At 70.2% G+C, this 22,514-nt stretch carries 21 protein-coding genes; 18 read left to right on the top strand and 3 right to left on the bottom strand.

The annotated features are described in order from the left end of the window. Positions 1-191 precede the first annotated feature (191 nt). The 6 genes from dop to QWI33_RS27970 all read left to right on the top strand — a co-directional run bounded on the left by dop (position 192) and on the right by QWI33_RS27970 (position 5,699). A complete protein-coding gene (gene dop / locus QWI33_RS27995; protein ID WP_289959986.1) occupies positions 192-1,697 on the top strand; it encodes a depupylase/deamidase Dop in 1,506 nt (501 codons plus the stop codon). Positions 1,698-1,808: 111 nt separating this feature from the next. Continuing rightward, on the top strand, positions 1,809-2,024 hold the full coding sequence (locus tag QWI33_RS27990; RefSeq protein WP_030155908.1) for a ubiquitin-like protein Pup: 216 nt from the start codon (positions 1,809-1,811) through the stop codon (positions 2,022-2,024). A gap of 197 nt (positions 2,025-2,221) precedes the next feature. Next, complete coding sequence (gene prcB / locus QWI33_RS27985; protein WP_289959985.1) at positions 2,222-3,016, top strand: proteasome subunit beta; 795 nt, start codon at positions 2,222-2,224, stop codon at positions 3,014-3,016. 15 nt (positions 3,017-3,031) lie between these two features. Then, positions 3,032-3,793 carry a proteasome subunit alpha gene (gene prcA, locus QWI33_RS27980; RefSeq protein ID WP_289959984.1) on the top strand — a complete coding sequence of 254 codons (762 nt, stop codon included), beginning with the start codon at positions 3,032-3,034 and terminating at the stop codon, positions 3,791-3,793. Positions 3,794-4,077: 284 nt separating this feature from the next. Beyond that, positions 4,078-5,436, top strand: coding sequence for a Pup--protein ligase (gene pafA / locus QWI33_RS27975; protein WP_289959983.1), 1,359 nt, complete (start codon positions 4,078-4,080; stop codon positions 5,434-5,436). An 8-nt stretch (positions 5,437-5,444) separates the two neighbouring features. Then, complete coding sequence (locus QWI33_RS27970; RefSeq protein WP_289959982.1) at positions 5,445-5,699, top strand: hypothetical protein; 255 nt, start codon at positions 5,445-5,447, stop codon at positions 5,697-5,699. A 360-nt stretch (positions 5,700-6,059) separates the two neighbouring features. Here QWI33_RS27970 and QWI33_RS27965 read toward each other — a convergent pair whose 3' ends face one another. Next, a complete protein-coding gene (locus QWI33_RS27965) occupies positions 6,060-7,151 on the bottom strand; it encodes a DUF3866 family protein (protein ID WP_289959981.1) in 1,092 nt (363 codons plus the stop codon). A gap of 133 nt (positions 7,152-7,284) precedes the next feature. Here QWI33_RS27965 and QWI33_RS27960 point away from each other — a divergent pair, with 133 nt between their 5' ends. From QWI33_RS27960 to tatC, 5 genes are all read left to right on the top strand, one after another. Beyond that, positions 7,285-8,262 (top strand): helix-turn-helix transcriptional regulator, encoded by a 978-nt coding sequence (locus QWI33_RS27960; protein ID WP_289959980.1) that lies wholly within the window; start codon positions 7,285-7,287, stop codon positions 8,260-8,262. After that, on the top strand, positions 8,259-9,191 hold the full coding sequence (locus QWI33_RS27955; protein ID WP_289959979.1) for a helix-turn-helix transcriptional regulator: 933 nt from the start codon (positions 8,259-8,261) through the stop codon (positions 9,189-9,191). Before QWI33_RS27960 ends, QWI33_RS27955 begins: the two co-directional genes overlap by 4 nt. Positions 9,192-9,300: 109 nt before the next feature. Then, positions 9,301-9,510 (top strand): hypothetical protein, encoded by a 210-nt coding sequence (locus tag QWI33_RS27950; protein ID WP_289959978.1) that lies wholly within the window; start codon positions 9,301-9,303, stop codon positions 9,508-9,510. Between the two features lie 228 nt (positions 9,511-9,738). Beyond that, positions 9,739-10,017, top strand: coding sequence for a Sec-independent protein translocase subunit TatA (gene tatA / locus QWI33_RS27945; protein WP_289959977.1), 279 nt, complete (start codon positions 9,739-9,741; stop codon positions 10,015-10,017). 22 nt (positions 10,018-10,039) lie between these two features. Next, a complete protein-coding gene (tatC, locus tag QWI33_RS27940; RefSeq protein WP_289959976.1) occupies positions 10,040-11,029 on the top strand; it encodes a twin-arginine translocase subunit TatC in 990 nt (329 codons plus the stop codon). An 85-nt stretch (positions 11,030-11,114) separates the two neighbouring features. Here the strand turns inward: tatC and QWI33_RS27935 are convergent, their stop codons facing one another. After that, positions 11,115-11,852, bottom strand: coding sequence for an HAD family hydrolase (locus QWI33_RS27935; RefSeq protein ID WP_289959975.1), 738 nt, complete (start codon positions 11,850-11,852; stop codon positions 11,115-11,117). Between the two features lie 98 nt (positions 11,853-11,950). Between QWI33_RS27935 and QWI33_RS27930 the strand changes: the two genes are divergently transcribed. Together QWI33_RS27930 and QWI33_RS27925 are read left to right on the top strand one after the other, a co-directional pair. Further along, entirely contained in the window at positions 11,951-14,680 is a 2,730-nt protein-coding gene (locus tag QWI33_RS27930; protein ID WP_289959974.1) for a DEAD/DEAH box helicase, read from the top strand. A 45-nt stretch (positions 14,681-14,725) separates the two neighbouring features. Then, positions 14,726-15,103 carry a VOC family protein gene (locus tag QWI33_RS27925; protein ID WP_289959973.1) on the top strand — a complete coding sequence of 126 codons (378 nt, stop codon included), beginning with the start codon at positions 14,726-14,728 and terminating at the stop codon, positions 15,101-15,103. A 160-nt stretch (positions 15,104-15,263) separates the two neighbouring features. On the opposite strand, the gene QWI33_RS27920 is transcribed toward QWI33_RS27925, so the two are convergent. Beyond that, a complete protein-coding gene (locus QWI33_RS27920; protein WP_289959972.1) occupies positions 15,264-16,169 on the bottom strand; it encodes a 5'-3' exonuclease in 906 nt (301 codons plus the stop codon). Between the two features lie 158 nt (positions 16,170-16,327). On the opposite strand from QWI33_RS27920, the gene QWI33_RS27915 reads away from it, so the two are divergent. The 5 genes from QWI33_RS27915 (at position 16,328) to lnt (ending at position 22,502) form a co-directional block, all read left to right on the top strand. Next, on the top strand, positions 16,328-17,113 hold the full coding sequence (locus tag QWI33_RS27915) for a transporter substrate-binding domain-containing protein (protein WP_289959971.1): 786 nt from the start codon (positions 16,328-16,330) through the stop codon (positions 17,111-17,113). Between the two features lie 32 nt (positions 17,114-17,145). Continuing rightward, on the top strand, positions 17,146-17,928 hold the full coding sequence (locus QWI33_RS27910; protein ID WP_289959970.1) for an amino acid ABC transporter permease: 783 nt from the start codon (positions 17,146-17,148) through the stop codon (positions 17,926-17,928). Next, entirely contained in the window at positions 17,925-18,680 is a 756-nt protein-coding gene (locus QWI33_RS27905; RefSeq protein WP_289959969.1) for an amino acid ABC transporter ATP-binding protein, read from the top strand. The genes QWI33_RS27910 and QWI33_RS27905 overlap by 4 nt, the downstream gene beginning before the upstream one ends. Positions 18,681-18,693: 13 nt before the next feature. Next, a complete protein-coding gene (locus QWI33_RS27900; RefSeq protein ID WP_289959968.1) occupies positions 18,694-20,283 on the top strand; it encodes an amidohydrolase in 1,590 nt (529 codons plus the stop codon). A gap of 509 nt (positions 20,284-20,792) precedes the next feature. Then, positions 20,793-22,502, top strand: coding sequence for an apolipoprotein N-acyltransferase (gene lnt / locus QWI33_RS27895; protein WP_289960000.1), 1,710 nt, complete (start codon positions 20,793-20,795; stop codon positions 22,500-22,502). The last annotated feature ends 12 nt before the right edge of the window (positions 22,503-22,514 follow it).

Below are 22,514 nucleotides of genomic sequence, written 5' to 3'. Positions count from 1 at the left end.
CTTCGATCGGCCGGCGGACACCCCCGCCGGCCGATCGGCGCACCTCTGAACGTGTCAGACCCCGCGGCACCGGGTAACCGGTCGCCATGAGGACCCAGAACCTGAACGGCGCGAGACTCGGCGGCCCGGAAATCCAAACGTCTCCGATCGGAGGGAGCGCCGCCGCGCCTGAAGGGACTAGGCTCGAGAGCATGACCGTACGCCGCATTATGGGCACCGAGATCGAATACGGGATCTCCGTGCCGGGCCAGCCGGGCGCCAACCCGATGGTGACCTCCTCCCAGATCGTCAACGCCTACGCCGCCCGCCCCGAGCTCTCCAAGGGCGGCCGGGCCAGGTGGGACTACGAGGAGGAGACCCCCCTCCGCGACGCGCGCGGCTTCACCTACACCGGGGCCCTCTACGACCCGGCCGAGAACCTCGCCGACGAGGACTCCGGTCTCGCCAACGTCATCCTCACCAACGGCGCACGCCTCTACGTCGACCACGCGCACCCCGAGTACTCGACCCCCGAGGTCACCAACCCGCGCGAGATCGTCCTGTTCGACAAGGCCGGCGAGATGACCATGGCCGAAGCCGCCCTCCGCGCGGCCCACACCCCCGGCATCGGTCCGATCAACCTGTACAAGAACAACACCGACAACAAGGGCGCCTCCTACGGCGCGCACGAGAACTACCTCATGTCGCGTCAGACCCCCTTCGCCGACATCGTCGCCCACTTCACGCCGTTCCTGGTCACCCGCCAGATCTTCTGCGGCGCCGGACGCATCGGCATCGGCCAGGACGCCTCCGAGCACCGCTTCCAGATCTCCCAGCGCGCCGACTTCTTCGAAGTCGAAGTGGGCCTTGAGACCACGCTGAAGCGACCCATCATCAACACCCGCGACGAACCCCACGCCGACGCCGAGCGCTACCGCCGCCTCCACGTGATCATCGGCGACGCCAACCTCGCCGAGTACGCCACCTTCCTCAAGGTCGGCACCGCCTCCATCGTGCTCGCCATGATCGAGTCCGGCGCCTTCGACGGCACCCTCGGCATCGCCGAGCCCGTCGCCGAACTCCGCGCCGTCAGCCACGACCCGACCCTCAGGCACAAGATCGAGCTGCGCAACGGCAAGCGCGTCACCGCCATCGAACTCCAGCAGTCCATCCTGGAGCAGGCCGAGGCCTACTGCGGCGCCGACGCCGACCCCGACACCCGCGAGGTCCTCGACCAGTGGGCGTACGTGCTCGACGCGCTGGCCCGCGACCCCATGGAACTGGCCGACATGCTCGACTGGCCCGCCAAGCTCTCGCTCCTGAACCGCTACCGCGAGCGCGAGAACCTCGACTGGGGCTCCGCGAAACTCCAGGCCATCGACCTGCAGTACCACGACGTGCGCCCTGAGAAGGGCCTCTACCACCGCCTGGTCGCCCGCGGCAAGATGAAGCGCCTCCTCACCGACACCGAGATCATCGACGCGATGACCGAGCCGCCCAGCGACACCCGCGCGTTCTTCCGCGGCCGCTGCCTCGCCCGGTACCCCTCCGAGGTCGTCGCGGCCTCCTGGGACTCCGTCATCTTCGACGTCGGCGCCGACTCACTCGTCCGAGTGCCCATGATGGAGCCTGAAAAAGGTACCAAAGCCCATGTGGGGGAGTTGTTCGAGCGCTGCGAGGCAGCCAAGGACCTCCTGGACATCATCACCGCCGACTGAGGCGCACGGTTCGTCCGCGGGAATAAAGCACGGCAGTGCAGCGTCGTATCTGGCGTGCTGTCGTACTCTCGCGGTACGGTTTAGGCACCGTCGAGGTAGAAGGGAACACCTATGGCAGCGAAGGACTCCGGCGGGCAGTCGCAGTCACAGCGGTCGCGGCAGGAAGCAGATGCCGAGGCCACCGAGGCCGCTGTAGACCCCGAGATTGCCGAACGCCACGAAGCCATCACCGAAGAAGTAGACGACCTGCTCGACGAGATCGATGAAGTCCTGGAGACCAACTCCGAGGAATTCGTTCGCTCGTTCGTGCAAAAGGGCGGCCAGTAGCAGCCCCCCTGCCGGTGTAGGGCCACCTGGTGCGACGCCTAGAGGCGCATCGGGGGCTCTACCCCACCCAAGCCCCTCCGGCCCCGCGGGTCCGAAGCGGCCAGCCGCGTCACTGCCGGCGAATTTTCTAAATAGAGGACTAGGGAGGTCATGTCGTGACAGGTCAAGGATTCCCAGGCAAACTGCCCAACGCGTATATGACGGCTGGAACCTCCTCCTTCTCGGAGTTCCTCATGAAGGTGGCACCCGAAATGCTGCCGGGGCGCAGGCCTCTGCCGCCCGGTGACTTCGCCGCCGTCAGCGCCCACGCCACCACCATCGTCGCCCTGCGCACCGCCGAGGGCGTCGTCATGGCCGGCGACCGCCGCGCGACCATGGGCAACTACATCTCCAGCCGCGACATCGAGAAGGTCTTCCCGGCCGACGGCTACTCGCTCGTCGGCATCGCGGGCACGGCCGGCCTCGGCATCGAACTGGTCAAGCTCTACCAGCTCGAACTCGAGCACTACGAGAAGATCGAAGGCGCCCCGCTCACCTTGAACGGCAAGGCCAACCGCCTCGCCACCATGCTGCGCGGCAACCTCGGCATCGCCCTCCAGGGCCTCGCCGTCGTCCCCCTCTTCGCCGGGTTCGACATCGACGCCGACACCGTCCAGGAAGCCGGCAAGATCTACAGCTTCGACGTCGTCGGCGGCATCTACGCCGAACGGGACTTCGACTCCATCGGCTCCGGTTCCATGTTCGCCAAGAGCTCCCTCAAGAAGCGCTACCGGCGCGACATCGGCACCGAGGAAGCGGTCAAGATCGCCGTCGAATCGCTCTACGACGCGGCCGACGACGACTCCGCCACCGGCGGACCCGACCCGACCCGCGACCTCTACCCCGTGGTCATGACCGCCACCGCCGAAGGCTCCAAGCGGATCGACGAGGCCGTCGTGGCCGACGTCGCCCGCGCGGTCATCGCGGCCCGCACCGAGAACCCCTACGGATAAGGAGAGGAGCCGGACATGGCCATGCAGTTCTACACCAGTCCCGAGCAGATCATGCGGGACCGGGCCGAGTTCGCCCGTAAGAACATCTCCCGCGGCCGCAACGTCGTGGTGCTCTCCTGCGCCGACGGCGTCCTCCTGGTCGCCGAGAACGTCTCCTCGGCCCTCCACAAGGTCTACGAGCTCTACGACCGCATCGGCTTCGCCGCCGTCGGCAAGTACAACGAGTTCGAGAACCTCCGCACCGCCGGCGTCCGGATGGCCGACCTCCGCGGCTACTCCTACGACCGCCGCGACGTCAACGCCGCCAGCCTCGCCAAGGCCTACGCCCAGACCCTCGGTGCGATCTTCTCGGAGCAGACCAAGCCTTTCGAGGTCGAGATCTGCGTCGCCGGCGTCGGCACCGGACCCGAGCAGGACGAGCTCTACCGGCTCACCTTCGACGGCTCCATCAACGACGAGCCCGGCTACCTCGCCATGGGCGGCGACGCCGACCAGCTGAAAGAGGTCCTGGCCGAAGGCCACGACTTCGAGTCCCCGCTCGCCGACGCGTTCGCGCTGGCGCTGCGGGCGCTCTCCAGCTCGGGCGGCAACGGCACGCCCCGCGAGCTGACCAAGGAGGTCCTGGAGGTGGCGGTCCTGGAGCGGGCGCGCCCTGGCCGGGCCTTCCGCCGCATCCAGGGCCTGGCCCTGGACGCGCTGCTGGCCGGCCCCGCGACGGCGGCCGAACCCGAACCCGAGGCGGCCGCGGACGAGGCTCCGGAGTCCGACGAGTCCTGAGGCCTTGCGGCCCACCGCTTGAGGCCGGGCCGAGCGGGTACCCGCGATTTTTGCGGGCCCGACCGGCCCGGCCGGCAACCGCCGAGGCGATTGCCGGCTCCGACCACCGACAATCCTTCGAGTACCCGCCGTCCCTCTCAAGTGGACGGACCGTCCCGGCGCTGCCGCACCAAGCCAGGTGCATACCGCCGTAAATCGAACAATCTCCATAGTGCCCGTCGCGGTATGGAACCGTTCGACCGCGAGGGGTGTTCTCCTCAACCGAATCGGGGTAGGGTTTCGACATGGACAGGCGCATTTTCGGACTGGAGACCGAATACGGGGTCACTTGCACTTTTAGGGGACAGCGACGCCTGTCTCCGGACGAAGTGGCCCGCTACCTCTTCAGGCGTGTGGTCTCCTGGGGCCGCTCCTCCAACGTGTTCCTCCGCAACGGCGCCCGCCTCTACCTCGACGTGGGCTCTCACCCCGAGTACGCCACCCCTGAGTGCGACTCGATCGAGGACCTGGTCAAGCACGACCGGGCCGGTGAACGCATCCTCGAAGGCCTCATGATCGACGCGGAGAAGCGCCTGCACGACGAAGGCATCGCCGGGGACATCTACCTGTTCAAGAACAACACCGACTCCGCCGGCAACTCGTACGGCTGCCACGAGAACTACCTGGTCAGCCGTCACGGCGAGTTCGGGCGCCTCGCCGAGGTGCTCATCCCGTTCCTGGTCACCCGCCAGCTCATCTGCGGGGCCGGGAAGGTCCTCCAGACCCCGCGCGGCGCGCGCTTCTGCCTGTCGCAGCGCGCCGAGCACATCTGGGAGGGCGTCTCCTCTGCCACCACGCGTTCGCGGCCGATCATCAACACCCGCGACGAGCCGCACGCCGACGCCGAGCGGTACCGCCGCCTGCACGTCATCGTGGGCGACTCGAACATCAACGAGGTCACCACGATGCTCAAGGTCGGCTCGGCCGACCTGGTGCTGCGGATGATCGAGACCGGTGTGACGATGCGCGACCTCACGCTGGAGAACCCGATCCGGGCGATCCGCGAGATCAGCCACGACACGACCGGCAAGCGCCTGGTGCGCTTGGCGAGCGGCCGCGAGGCGTCCGCTCTGGACATCCAGCGCGAGTACCTCGAGAAGGCCATCGACTTCGTCGACCAGCGCGGCGCCGACGCGGGCACCAAGCGGGTCATCGACCTGTGGGGCCGCGTGCTCCAGGCGGTCGAGGCCGAGGACCTGGACTCGGTCTCGCGCGAGATCGACTGGGTCGCGAAGTACAAGCTCATCGAGCGGTACCGCGAGAAGCGGGGCCTGGCGCTCTCGAGCCCGCGTGTGGCGCAGCTCGACCTGGCGTACCACGACATCCGGCGCGGCCGGGGCCTGCACCACCTCATGGAGAAGCGCGGCGAGGCCGAGCGGATCACGAAGGACGTGGAGGTCTTCGAGGCGAAGGAAGTGCCGCCGCAGACCACGCGGGCGCGCCTGCGCGGGGAGTTCATCCGCAAGGCACAGGAGAAGCGCCGCGACTTCACTGTGGACTGGGTGCACCTGAAGCTCAACGACCAGGCGCAGCGGACGGTCCTGTGCAAGGACCCGTTCCGGTCGCGTGACGAGCGGGTTGACAAGCTCATCGCCAGCATGTGAGGCGAGCGATGAACGATCGGAACGGCGCGGCCGAGCCGCAGCACGCCGAGGAGCCCGCGGGGGAGGGGCGAAGCCCGGGAGGGCGCCGCCCGGATCCGCTGGGCTTGCTCGACCCGGTCGCCGCCTATGAGCGGCGCACGACGCGGATCCGCGAGGAGATCGCACGGAACCGCCGGGGCGAGTACACGGTCCCGACCTGGGTCCTGGCCCTCGCCTTGGCGGCGGTCATCGGCCTCTGGCTCCTGATCCTGTTCGTGCTCTAACGACAACAAGACCGAGCAACGCCCCGTCTGCGCGACAGCGCAGGCGGGGCGGTTCGCATTCGGGAGCACGCCGAGTGTCCTATCGGCGCTGGGAAAGGGCCCCCGGTTTGCAAGGCTAATGAGGTGAACCTGAAGGGGAGCTGAAGCGGCTTGACATCCGGTCCACAAGGCGTGGTGGTTGCGGCGCACGCCAAGAGCGCGATCGGCGCTGGGAAAGGGCCCCCGGTTTGCAAGGCTAGCGAGGTGAACCTGAAGGGGAGCTGAAGCGGCTTGACATTCCATCCGCGAAGCGTGGCGGTTGCGTCCGCGAAGCCATGCGGTCGCGTCCGGGGACCGCGGGGCGCCCTGGGGGAGCGGCCCTCAGTCGCGTCGGGTCGCTATTTGGGCCGCGTGCCTCCCCGCCGCTGCCGCGGCGACGAAATACACCCTGTCCCGGTCGAGCCCTCTGCCCATGGTGGACAGCTTGACCGGCAGGGCCTCCATCGCCTCGACCAGGCCCGAGCAGTCGACCTCGATCTGGCGGTGCCGCTCCGGCAGCTCACCGAGCTGCCGCCTGATGCGGCCTTCGAGCGCCGCCGGGAGTTCGTCGGGTACCGGCACGTCAGCCGCCGCCAGCGCGACCTTCGCGTACGCCGTCATCGAGTGGTGCGAGATCCCCAGATGCCGTTCGCGCGCATCGCCTTCGGAGATCCGCAGCGACGCCACCGGCCTGCCGCCGAGCACCGACGCCGCGTTGACCGCCTCGCCCGCCGCGGTTCCCGAGAAGCCCCATACCGTGCCGGTGCCGAGGTTGCCCGGCCCCTGCGCCACGATCGCGATGTCCGCGCCGCCGACCACCCGCGCCGCGATCAGCGCATTGTGGACGTTCGTCGCCTCGAGGTCCCCGCCGAAGCACTGCCCCGCCGTCACCGTCGTGCACAGCCGATCCGAGAGCTGGTCGAGCTGGCGCGAGAACCACGCCGGCAGCGCGCCGCCGTCGGTCATCACATAGGCGACCCGCGCCTCCGGTGCGGTCGCGTGTATCCCCGCGAGCACCGGTGCGAGCGCCGAGTGCAGGTCCGCCACGACCACCGGCATCCCGCCGAGGTCCTCGCAGGCCTCCACGGCCGCGCGGTGCGGCGAGTCGTCCTCGTCCACGGCCAGGCGCATCGCCTGCATCGGCGTGTAGCGGGCCTTGACGATGTGCCCCGGCCCCTCCACGTCCGCGGGGAGCCGGTCCGGCACGGCCACGACCAGCGCGTACCCGCCCGTGCCCAGGCCCTTCGCGATGGCGTTGCAGTTGAGCAGCACCCGGTCGCCGACCTCGGGCGACCCCACGAGTTCGTCGTACGCCAGCCCCCGGCACGAGAACGCGTCCTCGCCCTCGCGGGCCTCCACGTCGACCTCGAGCTCGGTGCAGCCGCGCCAACCGCCGCGCACGCCGGTGACGGTCCCGTATCGCCATCTGATCACGCCCGGACATTATCAAGCGCGACCGGAACCGGTGCAGCACGGCGAGCCCGCGCCGGTGCGTGCGCGCCCGGTCGCGCCACGCGCGCGGCGGGCGTGCTGGCAGCGGCTCCACCGCCTGGCATAGGCTGGGCGGGTGTCCAACGATCGCACTGAACGACTGGTGAACCTGGTGCTCTGCCTGCTGTCCTCGCGGCGCTTCCAGACCTCCACCAAGATCGCCAGGACCGTCCCCGGGTACGAGCACAACCACGACGACAAGAAGGCCCACGACGCGTTCCAGCGCAAGTTCGAACGCGACAAGGCCGAGCTGCGCCGCATCGGCATCCCGCTGCAGTCCGGCATCGACTACCTCGGGGACGGCGAGCCCGGCTACCGGATCGCCCGCTCGGACTTCGAACTGCCGCAGATCGAGTTCACCGACGCCGAGGCCGCCGCCGTGGCCGCCGCCGCGCGCCTGTGGCAGCAGCCCGAGCTCCAGTCCGGGTCCTCCGACGCGCTCCGCAAGCTCCGGGCCGCCGGCATCGACGTCGACTCCCACGCTGCGGCGTCCCCGGTCAAGTCCCTGCCCGGCGCCGAGGCCGCGCTCGCGCCGTTCCTCGAAGCGGTCGCCTCGCGCCGCGTCGTCGTCTTCGACTACTTCGGCCCCCGGGACGAGTCCGCCCAGCAGCGCCGCATCCAGCCCTGGGGCTGCGCGGCCTGGCGCGGCCGCTGGTACGTCGCCGGCCACGACCTCGACCGCGGCGCCCAGCGCTGCTTCCGGCTCTCGCGCATCAGCGGGAAGGTCCGCCTCACCGGCCCCGAAGGCGCCTTCACGATCCCCGACGACGTCGACGTCCTCGGATTCGCCTCCGCCTCCGAGGACCACCAGCTGCCGAGCCGCGCCACGGTCCTCGTCCGGCCCAAGCGCGCCTGGGGCGTGCGCCGCCGCGCCGACCAGATCGGCCCGCGCACCGCCGAAGGCGACCAGGCCTGCTTCTCGTACACCGACACCGCCGCGACCGCCGCCTGGCTGGCCTCGTTCGGCGCGGACGTCCTCGTCACCGAACCGCCCGAACTGGTCAAAGAGACCATCGCCTGCCTGCAGGCACTCGCCGAGGAGGAGACCCCGTGACCCAGAACCGGCTCGCCCGCCTGCTCAACCTCGTCCCGTACCTCGTCGCCCGGCCCGAAGGGGTCCCGATGGCCGAGCTCGCGGCCGACTTCGGCGTCGACGCCGACCAGATCCAGTCCGACCTCACCATGCTGTGGATGTGCGGGCTGCCCGGTTACGGCCCCGGCGACCTCATCGACCTCGCCTTCGACGCCGACGAGGTCCGCGTCCTGTTCGCCGCCGGCATGGACCGCCCCGTCCGCCTCGCCGCCCACGAAGCCCTCGCGCTCTCGGTCGCCCTGCGCGTCCTCGCCGACACGCCCGGCGTCGGCGACCGCGCCGCGATCGCCTCCGCGCTGGACAAGCTCGCCGCGGCCGCCGGCGAGGCCCCCGCCGACGTCACCGTCCGCGACACGGTCACCGACCCGCGGGCCGAGCGCTACGCGGCGCTCGTCGCCTCCGGCCACGCCGCCCGCATCACCTACTACTCGGCCAGCCGCGACACCACCTCCGAACGCGTCGTCGACCCCATCGAGGTCGTCGCCGCCGACGGGCACGCCTACCTGCGCGCCTGGTGCCGCACGGCGGGGGAGATCCGGCAGTTCCGCATCGACCGCATCGACGCCTGCTCCGAACTCGACGAGCCCTCCGAGCCGCTGCGCCTCACCAACCAGCCCGCGCCCACCGCGTTCCTCGCCTCCGAACTGCCGCGCATCCAGCTCCGCCTCGGGCCCGGCGCGACGACCGTCACCGACGCGTACCCGTGCGACGAGGTCATCGGCGAGAGCGACGGCCGCCGCCGCGTCACCATGCGCGTGCGCGACCTCGACTGGGCCCGCCGCTTCGTCCTCGGCCTCGGCGGCGAAGCCGAAGTCCTCGCCCCTGAAGAGCTGCGCGACGCCGTGCACCAGACCGCCCGCGCCGCGCTGGCCCGCTACCAGCCCGCCTGACGGTTCCCCCGAGACCCGCATCGCGCCCGCGGGGCCGTGCATCCCGAACCCGGCCGACCCGCCGCCGGGCCCGCTCGAACCGAGCGGCGCCCGGCGCTAGACTGACCCGATGATCTGGGCGATATCGGTCGTGCTGGCACTCGCCGGACTCGTGCTTCTGGCCATAGCGGCCACGCGCCTCCTCGGCCCCCTCAAACAACTCCGATTCGGCCTCGAACGCGTCCAAGAACGCGCCGGAGAGCTACAGGACCTGCAAGAACGCCTGAACGCGACGCTCGCCGAAGCCGAGCGCACGGCCGCCGCGCTGCCGAAGCAGTGACGCATCCCCGTCTCCGCCGCCACATTCTGATAAAGATCAGGGTTCCCGAAGCCTCCAGTGTTGACGGAAGTGTCAAACGTCGGTCATGCTTGTCCGGCTCGACGATGTCGTAGCCACGCCACCGCAGGTGAACCCGGTACCAAGCCGAGACGCAAGCTCCGTGGCAGCCGCCTTCCAAGCGGCATACGATGGTTAACGTCACCGACATATATCCGGAGGGACCGAACAATGGGTGCATTGAAGCCCTGGCACATCATCATTCTCGTCGTTGTCATCTTGCTGGTGTTCGGCTCCAGGAAGCTCCCCGACATGGCGCGTGGTCTGGGTCGCTCCATGCGGATCCTCAAGTCGGAGACCGAGGCCATGAAGAAGGACGGGAGCAACCCGGACGACGACGGCGACACCCGCGCCGAGCCCAAGCACACGCGCGAGCCGCTCGACCCGCCGGCGCCGGTCAACGAGTCCGTGATCGACGGCGAATCGGTCGACCACAAGAAGACCCGCTAGCCCGGAATCGGCCGTAACGAATATGGCTGACGCACCGCCGCGGCGCGAGGGCAGACGCAAGTCCAAGTTCGAGCGCGCCGCCGACGGCTCCATGACGCTCATGGAGCACCTTGCCGACCTGCGGCAGCGCCTGATGATCGCGGTCCTGGTGATCCTGGTCGGCACTGCCGCCTCACTGCTGCTCTCCAAGAACGTCATCCTGTTCCTGGCGGACCCGTACTGCGCATCGCAGCACGCCGTCCAAGAGACCGGTGACGGCCTGGTGGGCTGCAACTTCAACCTGCAGTCCCCGATCTCCCACGTCAGCCTGTATCTGAAGATCTCGCTGTACATGGCGCTTGTGGGCACCGCACCGATCTGGCTCTACCAGCTGTGGGCGTTCATCGCCCCCGGCCTGCACCGCAACGAGCGCAAGTACGCCTACTTCTTCATCGGCGTCGCCGCACCGCTGTTCCTCGGCGGCGCCATCCTGGCCTACTTCGTCGTCTCCCACGGCATGCAGTTCATCATGCTGTTGTCGGGCATCGGCGAGGACGGGTTCAACATCAACCTCGACCTCGAGGCCTACATCAACTTCTACATAGCGGTGATGATGGTCTTCGGGATCGGGTTCGAGTTCCCGCTGATCATGTTGATGCTCAACGTGATGGGCCTGGTGACGGCCAAGCGGATGCGCGGCTGGTGGCGGATCGTGGTCCTGGTGAGCTTCACGTTCACCGCGATCTTCACGCCCACGCCCGACCCGTTCGGCATGACGGCGCTGGCGATCTGCATGCTGCTCCTGTACGGGGTCGCACTCATCGTCGCGACGCTGAACGACAAGCGCAAGGGCATCACCGACGAGGACCAGTGGGACGACGAGGAGGCCAGCGACATCAGCGCCTCCGACGACGACCTGACTGCGGACGCGACCATCGGCGCCAGCAGCCTCGACGACGATGACTATCCCGGGGAGCCCGAACGGCGAGGCCGCTTCGGCCGCCGCGTCGACGGCTACGACGACATCACCTGAGTCCGCTGAGGACACAGGGTCGAGCATTGCAACAGGGCCCCACCGCTTTTGCGGTGGGGCCCTGTCTCCGTCTATTCAGGTGCCGTCAGCAGCCGCTGCGCACCAGCCGCAGCACCGCGTCGAGGCCGACGATCCGGCCCGCCTCGGCATGCGGCAGCAGGTAGCAGCGGGCGCCGATCCGCGCCGCGCCCGCATCGGCCATGGTGTCGCCCACCATGAGCACCCGGCTCGGCTCCACATCGAGCGCATGGCACGCCGCGTAGAACATCTTCTCGTCCGGCTTGCAGTAGCCGACCTCGTAGGACAGGATCCACTCGTCGATGAACCGGTCGATGCCCAAGCGCCGCAGGATCGGACGCGCATCGAAGCCGATGTTCGAGACCAGCGCGATCGGATACCCCTGGGCCTTCAAGGAGACGAGGGTGCCGATCGTGTCGGCGAACGCGACCCACCCCTCAGGGGAGGCCATGCGGTCGTACAAGGCTTCGGCGAGGCCGTCGAAGACCCCGTGGGCCTGCGCCGCGAGCTCGGAGTACGCCTCGCGGTGGGCGTCCTCGTCGAGGTCGCGGTCGGCCCAGGCGTCGGCGAAATGCGGACGCACCCGCGGCTCCATGCCCGAACCGGGCCAGCCCTGCGCGCCGATCGCATCCGCCAGAGCGGTCACTGCGAGCGGGTTCAGCCGCTTCCCGCAGGACTCTGCGGCGAGCGACACCGAGCGGGTCAGCGGTTCGAGCTGCGCCAAGGTGCCGTGGAAATCGAACAGGACCGCGTCGACCCCTCCGCGTCCCGCATCGTCATCTCCTGGTGAGGAATCCCGGTGCACAAACGGACGATACCCGGCCGTGTAGGCGTCGTCACAGCCGGGTACGGAAGCGCGTTACCGGAGTGCTCTTGTCGGGGCGGCAGACTAGTGTTGTGGCCATGGTTACCGCCGACGTTCCTTACGCCGACGACCGCTCCCCGGCACAACGCCACGCCGCCGCGCAGGCGCGTCGGCAGTGGCCGCAGCTGGCGGCCTTCGCAGGGGACTACCCGTTCGAGCTCGACGACTTCCAGGTCCAGGCCTGCCGCATCCTCGAAGGCGGTCACGGCGTGCTCGTCTGCGCGCCCACCGGCGCGGGCAAGACCGTGGTGGGCGAGTTCGCCGTGCACCTGGCGCTGGCCGAGGGCAGGAAGTGCTTCTACACCACCCCTATCAAGGCGCTGTCGAACCAGAAGTTCAACGACCTCGTGGCCGCGCACGGCGCGGAGAACGTCGGGCTGCTGACCGGCGACACGGTCGTCAACGGCGAAGCCCCGATCGTCGTGATGACGACCGAGGTGCTGCGCAACATGATCTACGCGGGCTCCTCCACGCTGGGCGGACTGCGCTATGTGGTCATGGACGAGGTGCACTACCTCGCCGACCGCTTCCGCGGCGCCGTGTGGGAGGAGATCATCATCGAACTCCCGCAGGAGGTCCGGGTCGTCTCCCTCTCGGCGACGGTCTCCAACGCGGAGGAGTTCGGCGACTGGCTCAAGAGCGTCCGCGGCTCCACTGAGGTCGTGGTCTCAGAGACGCGCCCGGTGCCGCTGTGGCAGCACATGATGGTCGGCGGCGCGCTGCTCGACCTGTTCGAGCCCGACGGCGACTACGTCTCCAAAGAACTGCTCAAAAAGGACGCCAGGGCGCGCGAGCGCAACGAGGGCCGCACCGGCGGCCGGCGCCGCGGTGGACGCCCCTATGTGGACCGCGGGCGCGTCATCTCCCGCCTCGACCAGGCTTCGCTCCTGCCGGCCATCTACTTCATCTTCTCGCGCGCCGGCTGCGATGCGGCCGTAGACGAATGCGTGCGGGCCGGGCTGCGGCTCACCGACGGGCGCGAGCGGGACGAGATCGTCGACTACGCGACCGCCGCCGTCGCCCACATCGACCCCGCCGACCTTGAAGCGGTCGGGTTCGAGCGGTGGCTCGCGGGCCTCGCGGCCGGCATCGCCGCCCACCACGCCGGGCTCCTCCCGGTGTTCAAGGAGGTCGTCGAGAAGCTCTTCGAACGCGGCAAGCTCAAGGCCGTGTTCGCCACCGAGACGCTCGCGCTCGGCATCAACATGCCCGCGCGGTCGGTGGTCCTGGAGCGGCTCATCAAGTACGACGGCTCCGACCACGTCATGCTCACCCCCGGCCAGTACACGCAGCTGACCGGCCGGGCCGGGCGGCGCGGCATCGACGTCGAGGGCCACGCCGTCACCGTCTGGGCCGAGGACGTGCGGCCGAAGGAGCTCGCCGGACTCGCCTCCAAACGCACGTACCCGCTGAACTCCAGCTTCGCGCCGTCCTACAACATGGCCGTGAACCTCATCGGCGCCGCCGGAGTCGAACGCGCGCAAGAGGTGCTGGCCTCCTCCTTCGCGCAGTTCCAGTCCGACTCCGAGGCCGTGCACATCGCCGAGCAGGCCCGCACCCTCAACCGCCGGGCCGCCGAGGCGGCCGAGGGCGCAGCCTGCCACAAGGGCGACTTCCTCGCGTACTACGACCTCACGCAGCAGCTCGCGCAGGCCGAACGCGGCGCGCAGAAGCGCCGCAAGGGCGCGCTGCGCGACGAGGCCCGCACGAACCTCGAGAAGCTCCGCGGCGGCGACGTCGTCTGGATCTCCCGCGGCAAGCGCACCGGCTGGGCCGTGTTCCTGCGCCCCACCGGCGGCTCGCGCCACCACGACCCGCGTTGGGCGGTGCTCACCGCCGACGGCTGGGCCGGGACGCTCGAGAGCTCGGCGTTCGACGGCGGCGTCGAGGTCGCCACCCGCATCAACGTGCCCAAGCGCTTCGACCGCCGCGACCCCAAGTCCCGCACCGACCTCGCCTCGAGCCTGCGCGAGGCCACGCGGGACCGCTCGCGGCCGACCCGCCGTGGCGGCGCGGCCGAGACCCCCGAGATCGCGCGCCTGCGCGAGGAGGTCAAGGCCCACCCCTGCCGGACCTGCCCGGACGCGGGGCAGCACACGGTGCACGCATCCCGCTGGTCGCGGCTCAAGCGCGAGGCGGAGCTGCTGCGCAGCCGCTCCGAGCGGCGCGAGCACTCCCTGGCGCGGCAGTTCGCGGCCGTGCGCGAGGTGCTCAGCGAGTTCGGGTACCTCGACGGCGAGACCGTCACCAGTGACGGGCGGCTGCTGCGCAACCTGTTCGTGGAGACGGACCTGCTGGTGGCGCAGTGCCTGCGCGACGGCATCTGGGAAGGGCTGGACGCGCCATCACTGGCGGCGATCGCGTCGACGGTGATCTACGAGTCCCGGTTCGAGGAGGACGAGTTCTTCGTGGCCGTGCCCGGTCCGATCGTGGACCCGGTGGCGAAGACCGTGCGGCGCTGGGAGGCGATCCGGCGCGCGGAGAACACGCGCGGCCTGTCGCTGATCTCGCGCCCGCAGATGGGCCTGGCCTGGCCGATCTACCGGTGGACCCGCGGTGAGGAGCTCTCGAAGGCGCTCGCGGCGGCCGACGGCCCGTGGCCGATGCCCGGCGGCGACTTCGTGCGGTGGGCGCGGCGCACGGCCGACCTGCTGCACCAAATGGGGACTGCTGCAAGATATATCGGAACCGAGTCATCCAATAAGTTGGCCGACGCCGCCTATGACGCGGTGGACGCGATCCGCCGAGGCGTCGTCGCCGACGTCTGAGTCGTGGCGGCGCGGCCCGCCGCCGCTGAACCGGAGGGAGCCACCGTGCACCGCAGCCGTATCTCGACCGTGCTCATCGACACCCAGGAAGCCGACGCGGCGACCGCGTTCTGGTCGGCCGCCCTCGGCGTGCGCGCGACGCCGAACGCGGGGGAGGAGCAGTTCACCCGGCTCGAGGGCGCACTGCCGGGGCTCGTGACCGTGGTGCAGCGCCTCGACGACGGCGAGCCGCGCATGCATGTGGACATGGAGACCGACGACCTCGACGCCGAGACCGCGCGCCTCATCGCGCTCGGCGCGACCGAGGTCTCGCGCTGGCTCGAATGCCGCACCCTGCGGGCGCCGGGCGGCCACATCGTGTGCGTGATCCCGGTGCACTCCGACCGCGCCGAGTTCGAGGCGGCGGCGACGGTCTGGCCGTAGGGGGGAGTGCGAGGCGGCCGTGAGGGCGGCCGGCGGCCGCCCGTACCGGGTGCCCCGGGTTACCCGCCCATTCCCACCTTCACCACTACCAGTGAAATAAGGCTACTGTCCCATACGGGTACGACATCGGCATTGACCTGCGAAAACGTTCGCCTTATGGTCAGTGGGCCGGTGCTTGGATCGCCTCGTGGAAGCGGGCGAGCGCCGAAGCGACGCCCCACTGGGCCGCGAGGGCTTCGACCCGCTCCGGGTCCTTCGGGGACTTCGGCAGCGTCGCGTCGATGACGGGGACGTCGACGTCCGCCACCACGGTGGAGGCGCGCACGGCCCGATCCAGGTAGTCGCTCGCCTCGGTGATCGCCTTGCGCTGGCGCTCGGGCAGGTCCGAGCCGTCCTCGGCCGCGGCGGCCTTCAGTCCCGCGATGCCGCCGAACGTGTTCACCAGGGTCACGGCGGTCTTCGCGCCGATCCCCTTCACGCCGGGGAGCCCGTCGGAGGGGTCGCCGCGCAGCACCGCGAAATCCACGTAGTGCGCCGGGGCCACGCCGAACTTCGTCGCCACCGCCTCGCCATCGAACAACTCTGCTTTAGATATCCCGCGCGCGAGGTATACGACTTTGCGGTCGCGCTCGTCGTCGACGAGCTGGAACAGGTCCCGGTCGCCCGTCACCACGACCACCGGCTCGGCGGTGCGGGCCGCGAGCGTCGCGATCACGTCGTCGGCCTCGTACTGCGGATGCGCGGCCGTCGCGACGCCCAGGGCCGGCAGCAGCGCCTCGATGGCCGCGACCTGGTCGTCCATGCCCTCCGGGGTGTCCTCAGAGCCGTCCGGCAGCGCCCGCGCGGCCTTGTACCCGGGCATCAGGTCGATCCGCCAGTCCGGCCGCCAGTTCCCCTCCAGGCAGCACACCATGCCGGTGGGCTCGTACCGGCGCGCCAGCACGGCCAGGCCGTCGAAGAAGCCCCGCACCGCCCCCGAACGCCGCCCGTCCGGGGCCTTGATCGAGGAGGGGAGCCCGTAGTAGGCGCGGTACCACAGCGAGGCGGCGTCGATGAGCATCAGCATGCCCACCACTGTCTCATGAGGGGGCGACACAGCGTGAGAACGGCGATTCGACCGCTTGATTTAGTGCGAAACCTGCCACATTTTCGACCGGCTGGAACAACGATGGGTGTGTCCGGCCGGAATGATCGGCGCATCAGCGAACTATGAGGAGCCCTCAGGTGAACACCAACGCCCGCCGCGCCGCCGCCGCACTGGCCCTGATCGGGACCGGTCTGGCCGGCGCCGCATGCACGTCGGACTCCGGCGACGACTCCACTCTGACCGTCTGCACCGAAGTCCCCTTCGCCCCCTTCGAATCCAAAGAGGGCGACGACTACGTCGGCTTCGACATCGACCTCATGAACCTGCTGGCCGAACGCCTCGACCAGGAGGTCGAGGTCGTCGAGATCGGCTTCGAGTCCATCGCCTCCGGCGAGGCCCTCAACGCCGGCACCTGCGACATCGGCGCCGCCGGGCTCACCATCACCGAAGAGCGCCAAGCCGCCATGGGCATGTCCCAGGCCTACTACCGCGCCGACCAGGCCCTCGTGGTGGGCGCCGGCTCGACCGTCGCCTCGATCGAAGACCTCTCCGGCATGCGCGTCGCCGTCCAGTCGGGCTCCACCGGCGAGACCTACGCCAACGACAACGCCGAGCAGTACGGCTACGAGGTCGTCTCCTTCGAGTCGATGGGCGACATCACCGCCGCGCTCACCGCGCAGAATGTGGACGCCTCCATCGCCGACCTCGCGACCTGGACCGACATGGTCGAGACCGCGACCGACCTGACCCTCGTCCAGAAGATCGACACCGGCGAGGCCTACGGGTTCGCCGTCCAGAAGGACGACGCGAAGCTCCTCGAAGAGGTCAACGCCATGCTCGACGAGGCCTTCAAGGACGGCACCTACGCCGAGATCTACGAGAAGTGGATCGGCGAGCCCTACACCGGGGACACCGGTCAGTAGTGGGGACCCGAACCGAAACCGCCGAACGGCGCATGACGCCGACCCAGCGGCGGCGGCTCTCGCGCACGATCCAGTACGCCGTCCTCGCCGCCGTCGTCATCGCGCTGGCGCTCCTGGCCGACTGGGGCCAGATCGCCGACTCGTTCTTCCGGCTCGACATCGCCGCGGACATGTTCCCCGCGGTGTGGACCCCGTTCTGGAACACGATCGTCTACACCGCCCTCGCGTTCGTCTTCGGCATGGTCGTCGGCGTCCCGATCGCGCTCATGCGCGTCTCGGACTTCGGCCCCTACCGGTGGTTCGCCACCGCCTACGTCGAGATCTTCCGCGGCCTGCCGGCACTGCTCGTGCTGTTCCTCGTCGGCTTCGGCGTGCCGGCGGCCTTCCCGGGCATCCAGTACCCCGGCGGGGTCTACGGCCAGGTCGCCATCGGCCTGGGCCTGACCTCCTCGGCCTACATCGCCGAAAGCGTGCGCGCCGGCATCCAGGCCGTCCCCAGCGGACAGGTCGAGGCCGCCAGGTCGCTGGGCATGAGCCACACCCGCACCATGATCACCGTGGTCCTACCGCAGGCCCTGCGGATCGTCATCCCGCCCTTGACGAACGAGCTCGTGATGCTCACCAAGGACTCCAGCCTCGTGTTCGTCCTCGGCGTCACCACCGCGACCATGGAGCTGTCCAAGTTCGCCCGCAACGAGCTGACCGACAACGCCAACGCCACCCCGCTGCTCGTCGGCGGCCTGCTCTACCTGCTGCTGACCATCCCGCTCGGTCTGCTGGCCCGCCGCCTGGAGAAGCGAGGAGAAGCCCGATGAACACCGAAGCGACCCCGATCGTCGAGATCCAGGGCCTGCACAAGCGCTTCGGCGACAACGAGGTCCTCAAAGGCATCGACCTCCAGATCGCCGAAGGCGAGGTCGTGTGCCTCATCGGCCCCTCCGGGTCCGGCAAGTCCACGCTCCTGCGCTGCGTCAACCTCCTGGAGACCCCCACCGAGGGCACCATCGTCGCCGCCGGGCACGACATGACCGCCCCCGACGCCGACCTGGACCTCGCCCGCCGCGACATCGGCATGGTCTTCCAGCACTTCAACCTGTTCAGCCACATGACGATCCTCGACAACCTCGTCGTGCCCCAGGTGCGCGTCTGCAAGATCCCCAAGGCGAAGGCCGTCGCCGAAGCCCGGCGGCTCCTCGCCGAGGTCGGCATCGAAGGCAAGGAGCAGGCGAAGCCCTCGCAGCTCTCCGGCGGGCAGCAGCAGCGCGTCGCCATCGCCCGCGCCCTCGCCGTCAAACCCCGGCTCATGCTCTTCGACGAGCCCACCAGCGCCCTCGACCCCGAGATCGTCGGTGAAGTCCTCACCGTCATGAAGGGCCTTGCGGCCGAAGGCATGACGATGCTCGTGGTCACGCACGAGATGGGCTTCGCCCGGGAGGTCGCCGACCGCGTCCTGTTCCTCGACGGCGGCGTCATCGTCGAATCCGGGCCGCCCGCCGACGTCCTCTCCAACCCCAAGACCGAGCGGGCCCGCAGCTTCCTCCACCGCGTCCTGCACCCCGTCGACTGACATCATGGGAGGCATGAGCCTCCTCCAGAAGACCGTTCCCGCAACGGCCGAGCGCGTCCTGTGGCGCGGCGGCCGCGTGCTCAGTCCGACGAGTCCCGCCGCCACGGCCCTGCTCACCGTCGCCGACCGCATCGCCTGGGTCGGCCCCGAAACCGACGCGCCCGCCGCCGACCGCACCGAAGACCTCGGCGGCGGCCTCGTGACGCCCGCGTTCGTCGACTCCCACGTCCACCTCACCGCCACCGGCGGCGCCCTCGCCGGCCTGCACTTCGCCGACGACCGCTCCGCCGCCGCCGTCCTCGAGCACCTCGACGCCTTCGCCCGCACCACCCCCGCCGACGCGCTCATCCTCGCCGGAGGCTGGGACGAGACCACCTGGGACGACCCCGCCCTGCCCACCGGCGCGGCGATCGAACGCGCCGCCGGCGGGCGCCTGGCCTACCTCTCGCGCGCCTGCGGGCACACCGGCATCGCCACGCCCCGCCTCCTCGCCGAGCACCCCGAACTCGCCGAGCACGACGGCTACGACCCCTCCGGCGTGCTCACCCGCGCCGCCCACAAGGCCGCCCGCGCCACCCTCGGCACCCGCACGCCCGTCAGCCAGCGCCTCGCCCTCGCCGAGCACGCGCTGGCCCGCGGTGCGCGCCGCGGCATCGCCGCCGTCGTCGAGCACTTCATCCCCGTGGCGGCCGACCCCTTGGGGGAGAAGGAGTTCCAGGGCCTGATCGAACTCGGGCAGCGGCCCGGCAACCCCTCCGTGCACGGCTGGTGGGGCGAGCTCTGCGCCGCCGTGAAGGCCCGCGACCTCGGCGCCCACGGCTGCGGCGGCGACCTCTCGGCCGACGGCTCCCTCGGGGCCCGCACGGCGCTGCTGCGCGAGCCCTACCGCGACGCCGGCACCCTCGGCGCCGAGTACCTGACCGCCGCCGACGTCGCCGCGCACCTCCTCGACTGCCACGAGGCGGGCCTGCCCGCGGCGTTCCACGCCATCGGCGACGGCGCGATCGCCAACGTCCTGGACGGCCTCGACGCGGCCGAACCCGTGCTCGGCCTCGACGCGATCCGCCATGCCCGCCACCGGATCGAGCACGCCGAGCTGCTCGACGCCGCGCTCATCGCCCGCATGGTCCACCACGGCGTCCACGCCTCCGTGCAGCCCGCGTTCGACGCCGCCTGGGGCGGCCCCGACGGCATGTACGCGACCCGCCTCGGGCGCGAGCGCGCCCTCGCGGCGAACCCGTTCTCGAAGCTCGCTGGCGTCGGCGTCCCGCTCGCCTTCGGATCGGACGCCCCGGTGACCGCCCTTGACCCCTGGGGCGGCGTGAGAGCCGCCGTGCGCCACCGCAACCCGGTTTCGCGTCTCCCGATGGCCGCGGCCTTCACCGCGGCCACCAGAGGCGGCTGGAGGGCCCTCGGCATCGACGACGCCGGGGCGCTCGCCCCGAACACCCGCGCGAATTTCGCCGTGTGGGACCTCACGGACGGGGGACTTCCGGACCTGAGCGACCCGCGCGTCCCCGATCCGAAGTGCTCGATGACCGTCGCCGACGGCCAGCTGATCTGGTCGGCGGCCTGGCCAGCACCGACTCCGCGCGACCACTGACGCGAGAAAAATTGTGGGAGCAAAATTCCGACCCGGTTGACGCCATCGGCGCAGTTTGGCTTACGGTGGTCTGGTCCTCGGCGGACGACCGGAGACGGAAGCCCGCCGAACGTCGGGGGCGACTCGACTTGCTTTGCTCCCACGCAGACTGGACAAGGTGGCAGCGCGGCCGCACTGCTACCGGCGGCCAGGTCCAGATCGCGGGGGTCGGCGGAGGAAGGCGAGCCGGTCGCCGGTGGTGGACCCGCAGCAGACGCAGGAGATCCCTAGACAACAGCTCGTAGACGCTCAGCCAGACGGGTGCGAGTTGGTCCGAAGATCACCAGCAGACGCGGCAGGGGACACCGGCCGTACAGGGACTGGGAGAAACCCGTGCGAGGGGCGTAGCCGGACACAGCTACGCCCCTTTGCCGTACCCGAAGTAGGCTAGAGCCCCGAAGGCGAGGGCCCCTCGCCGCAGGCCGAGGCCCGGCCCCGCGTACGAGCGAGGAGCGCACTACTTGAGCACCGTGATCGACGACGACCGCGACGCCGCCCCGACGCCCGAGGCGAACCCGCCCGCGCCGAAGCGCCGCCCGCTCCTGCTGACCGACTCCCCGCTCGGCCGCCGTCTCACCCTCCCCGCCGCGCTCGTGCTCGCGACCGCCTCCGGCCTCCTGGCCGTCCTCGCCTTCCCGCCCTACGGCGCCTGGCCCCTCGCCGCCGTCTCCGTCGCCGGATTCGGCGCCGCCGTCCACCGCCGCCGCCTCCGCGGCGGCCTCGGCGTCGGCTTCGTCTACGGCATGGCGTTCTTCCTGCCCCTCCTCGCCTGGTCCTCCACGCAGGTCGGCCAGTGGCCCTGGCTGTTCCTGTGCGCCCTCGAAGCGCTCGGCATGGGCCTGCTCGGCATGTTCCTCGCCGCCTGCTCGCGCCTCATCGACACCCGCCGCTGGACCCTCGCGCCCCTCACCGGCGTCGCCTGGGTCGCCGAAGAAGCACTGCGCTCGCGCCAGCCGTTCGGCGGATTCCCCTGGGGCAACCTCGCCTTCAGCCAGGCCGAATCGCCCACCGCGGCCGCGATCTGGCTCGGCGGCGCCCCCTTCCTGAGCTTCCTCGTCGCCCTCTCCGGCGGCCTCCTCCTCGCCGCGGTCTTCGCCCTCGCAGCGCACTTCTACGGCTCGCAAGCGGCGCCGAGTGGGCACCTCCAAAGCCCGCAGGACGCCCCCCGAGGCGCCGGCATCCGCAAGGCCGCCGCCTTCACCGCCGCCGCGGCCCTGACCGCGCTGGCGCCCCTGGCCCTGCCGATCAACGCGACCGCCCCCGCCGGCGACACCGTCAACGTCGCCGTCGTCCAAGGCAACGTCCCCCGCCTGGGCCTGAGCTTTAACGAGCAGCGCCGCGCCGTCCTCGACAACCACGTCCAGGCCACCAAGGATCTCGCCGCCGCCGTCAACGCGGGCCGCGCCGAACGCCCCGATCTCGTCATGTGGCCCGAGAACGCCTCCGACATCGACCCCCTCGCCAACCGGGACGCCTACAAGCTCATCAGCGAGGCCGCCGAAGCCATCGGCGCCCCCATCGTCCTCGGCGGCATCGTCCACAACGAGGACGGCACCCGCTCCAACATGACCATCGTCTGGGACCCCGAAGACGGCCCGGTCTACATGTACTCCAAGCGCCACCCCGTGCCCTTCGCCGAATACGTCCCCTACAAGGGGTTCTTCAGCACCGTCGCCGGATGGATCGACCCGCGCATGTCCGAAGGCCTCGACAACGTCGCCGGATTCGAGCACGGCCAGAACGCCGGCATCGTCGAGGTCGGCGACTACACGCTCACCGGCCTCATCTGCTTCGAGATCGCCTTCGACGCCGAGACCCGCGACTCCGTCCGCGACGGCGCCCAGCTCATGGCCGTGGGCACCAACAACGCCACCTTCGACACCAACGAGGCCCAGCAGCAGCTCGCCATGGTCGCCCTCCGCTCCATCGAGCACGGCCGCGACGGCCTCATGGCCTCCACCGTCGGCGTCTCCGCCTTCACCGACCACACCGGCGAGGTCTCCCAGGCCACCGAGTTCAACACCGCCGCTGTCATCCAATCGGACCTCACCCTGTCCGACAGCTCGACTCCGGCCTCCACAGTGGGTATCCTTCCTGAAGCGGTCCTCACCGGAGCGGCACTGGTGGCCCTGGCCTGCGCCATCTTGATCAACGTCAAGCACCGCCGCAGCCAGACCTAGAAAGCCGAAGCC

The organism is Glycomyces tritici (genome assembly GCF_030403505.1).
The sequence above is the reverse complement of the archived record's forward strand: the minus strand, read 5'-3'. Positions and strand labels throughout refer to the sequence as shown.

What these genes read in the sequence shown, in the direction of transcription:
- dop (WP_289959986.1), top strand. Translation starts at nt 192, where the DNA reads ATGACCGTACGCCGCATTATGGGCACCGAGATCGAATACGGGATCTCC.
- QWI33_RS27990 (WP_030155908.1), top strand. Translation starts at nt 1,809, where the DNA reads ATGGCAGCGAAGGACTCCGGCGGGCAGTCGCAGTCACAGCGGTCGCGG.
- prcB (WP_289959985.1), top strand. Translation starts at nt 2,222, where the DNA reads ATGACGGCTGGAACCTCCTCCTTCTCGGAGTTCCTCATGAAGGTGGCA.
- prcA (WP_289959984.1), top strand. Translation starts at nt 3,032, where the DNA reads ATGGCCATGCAGTTCTACACCAGTCCCGAGCAGATCATGCGGGACCGG.
- pafA (WP_289959983.1), top strand. Translation starts at nt 4,078, where the DNA reads ATGGACAGGCGCATTTTCGGACTGGAGACCGAATACGGGGTCACTTGC.
- QWI33_RS27970 (WP_289959982.1), top strand. Translation starts at nt 5,445, where the DNA reads ATGAACGATCGGAACGGCGCGGCCGAGCCGCAGCACGCCGAGGAGCCC.
- QWI33_RS27950 (WP_289959978.1), top strand. Translation starts at nt 9,301, where the DNA reads ATGATCTGGGCGATATCGGTCGTGCTGGCACTCGCCGGACTCGTGCTT.
- tatA (WP_289959977.1), top strand. Translation starts at nt 9,739, where the DNA reads ATGGGTGCATTGAAGCCCTGGCACATCATCATTCTCGTCGTTGTCATC.
- tatC (WP_289959976.1), top strand. Translation starts at nt 10,040, where the DNA reads ATGGCTGACGCACCGCCGCGGCGCGAGGGCAGACGCAAGTCCAAGTTC.
- QWI33_RS27930 (WP_289959974.1), top strand. Translation starts at nt 11,951, where the DNA reads ATGGTTACCGCCGACGTTCCTTACGCCGACGACCGCTCCCCGGCACAA.
- QWI33_RS27920 (WP_289959972.1), bottom strand. Translation starts at nt 16,169, where the DNA reads ATGCTGATGCTCATCGACGCCGCCTCGCTGTGGTACCGCGCCTACTAC.
- QWI33_RS27910 (WP_289959970.1), top strand. Translation starts at nt 17,146, where the DNA reads ATGACGCCGACCCAGCGGCGGCGGCTCTCGCGCACGATCCAGTACGCC.
- QWI33_RS27905 (WP_289959969.1), top strand. Translation starts at nt 17,925, where the DNA reads ATGAACACCGAAGCGACCCCGATCGTCGAGATCCAGGGCCTGCACAAG.
- QWI33_RS27900 (WP_289959968.1), top strand. Translation starts at nt 18,694, where the DNA reads ATGAGCCTCCTCCAGAAGACCGTTCCCGCAACGGCCGAGCGCGTCCTG.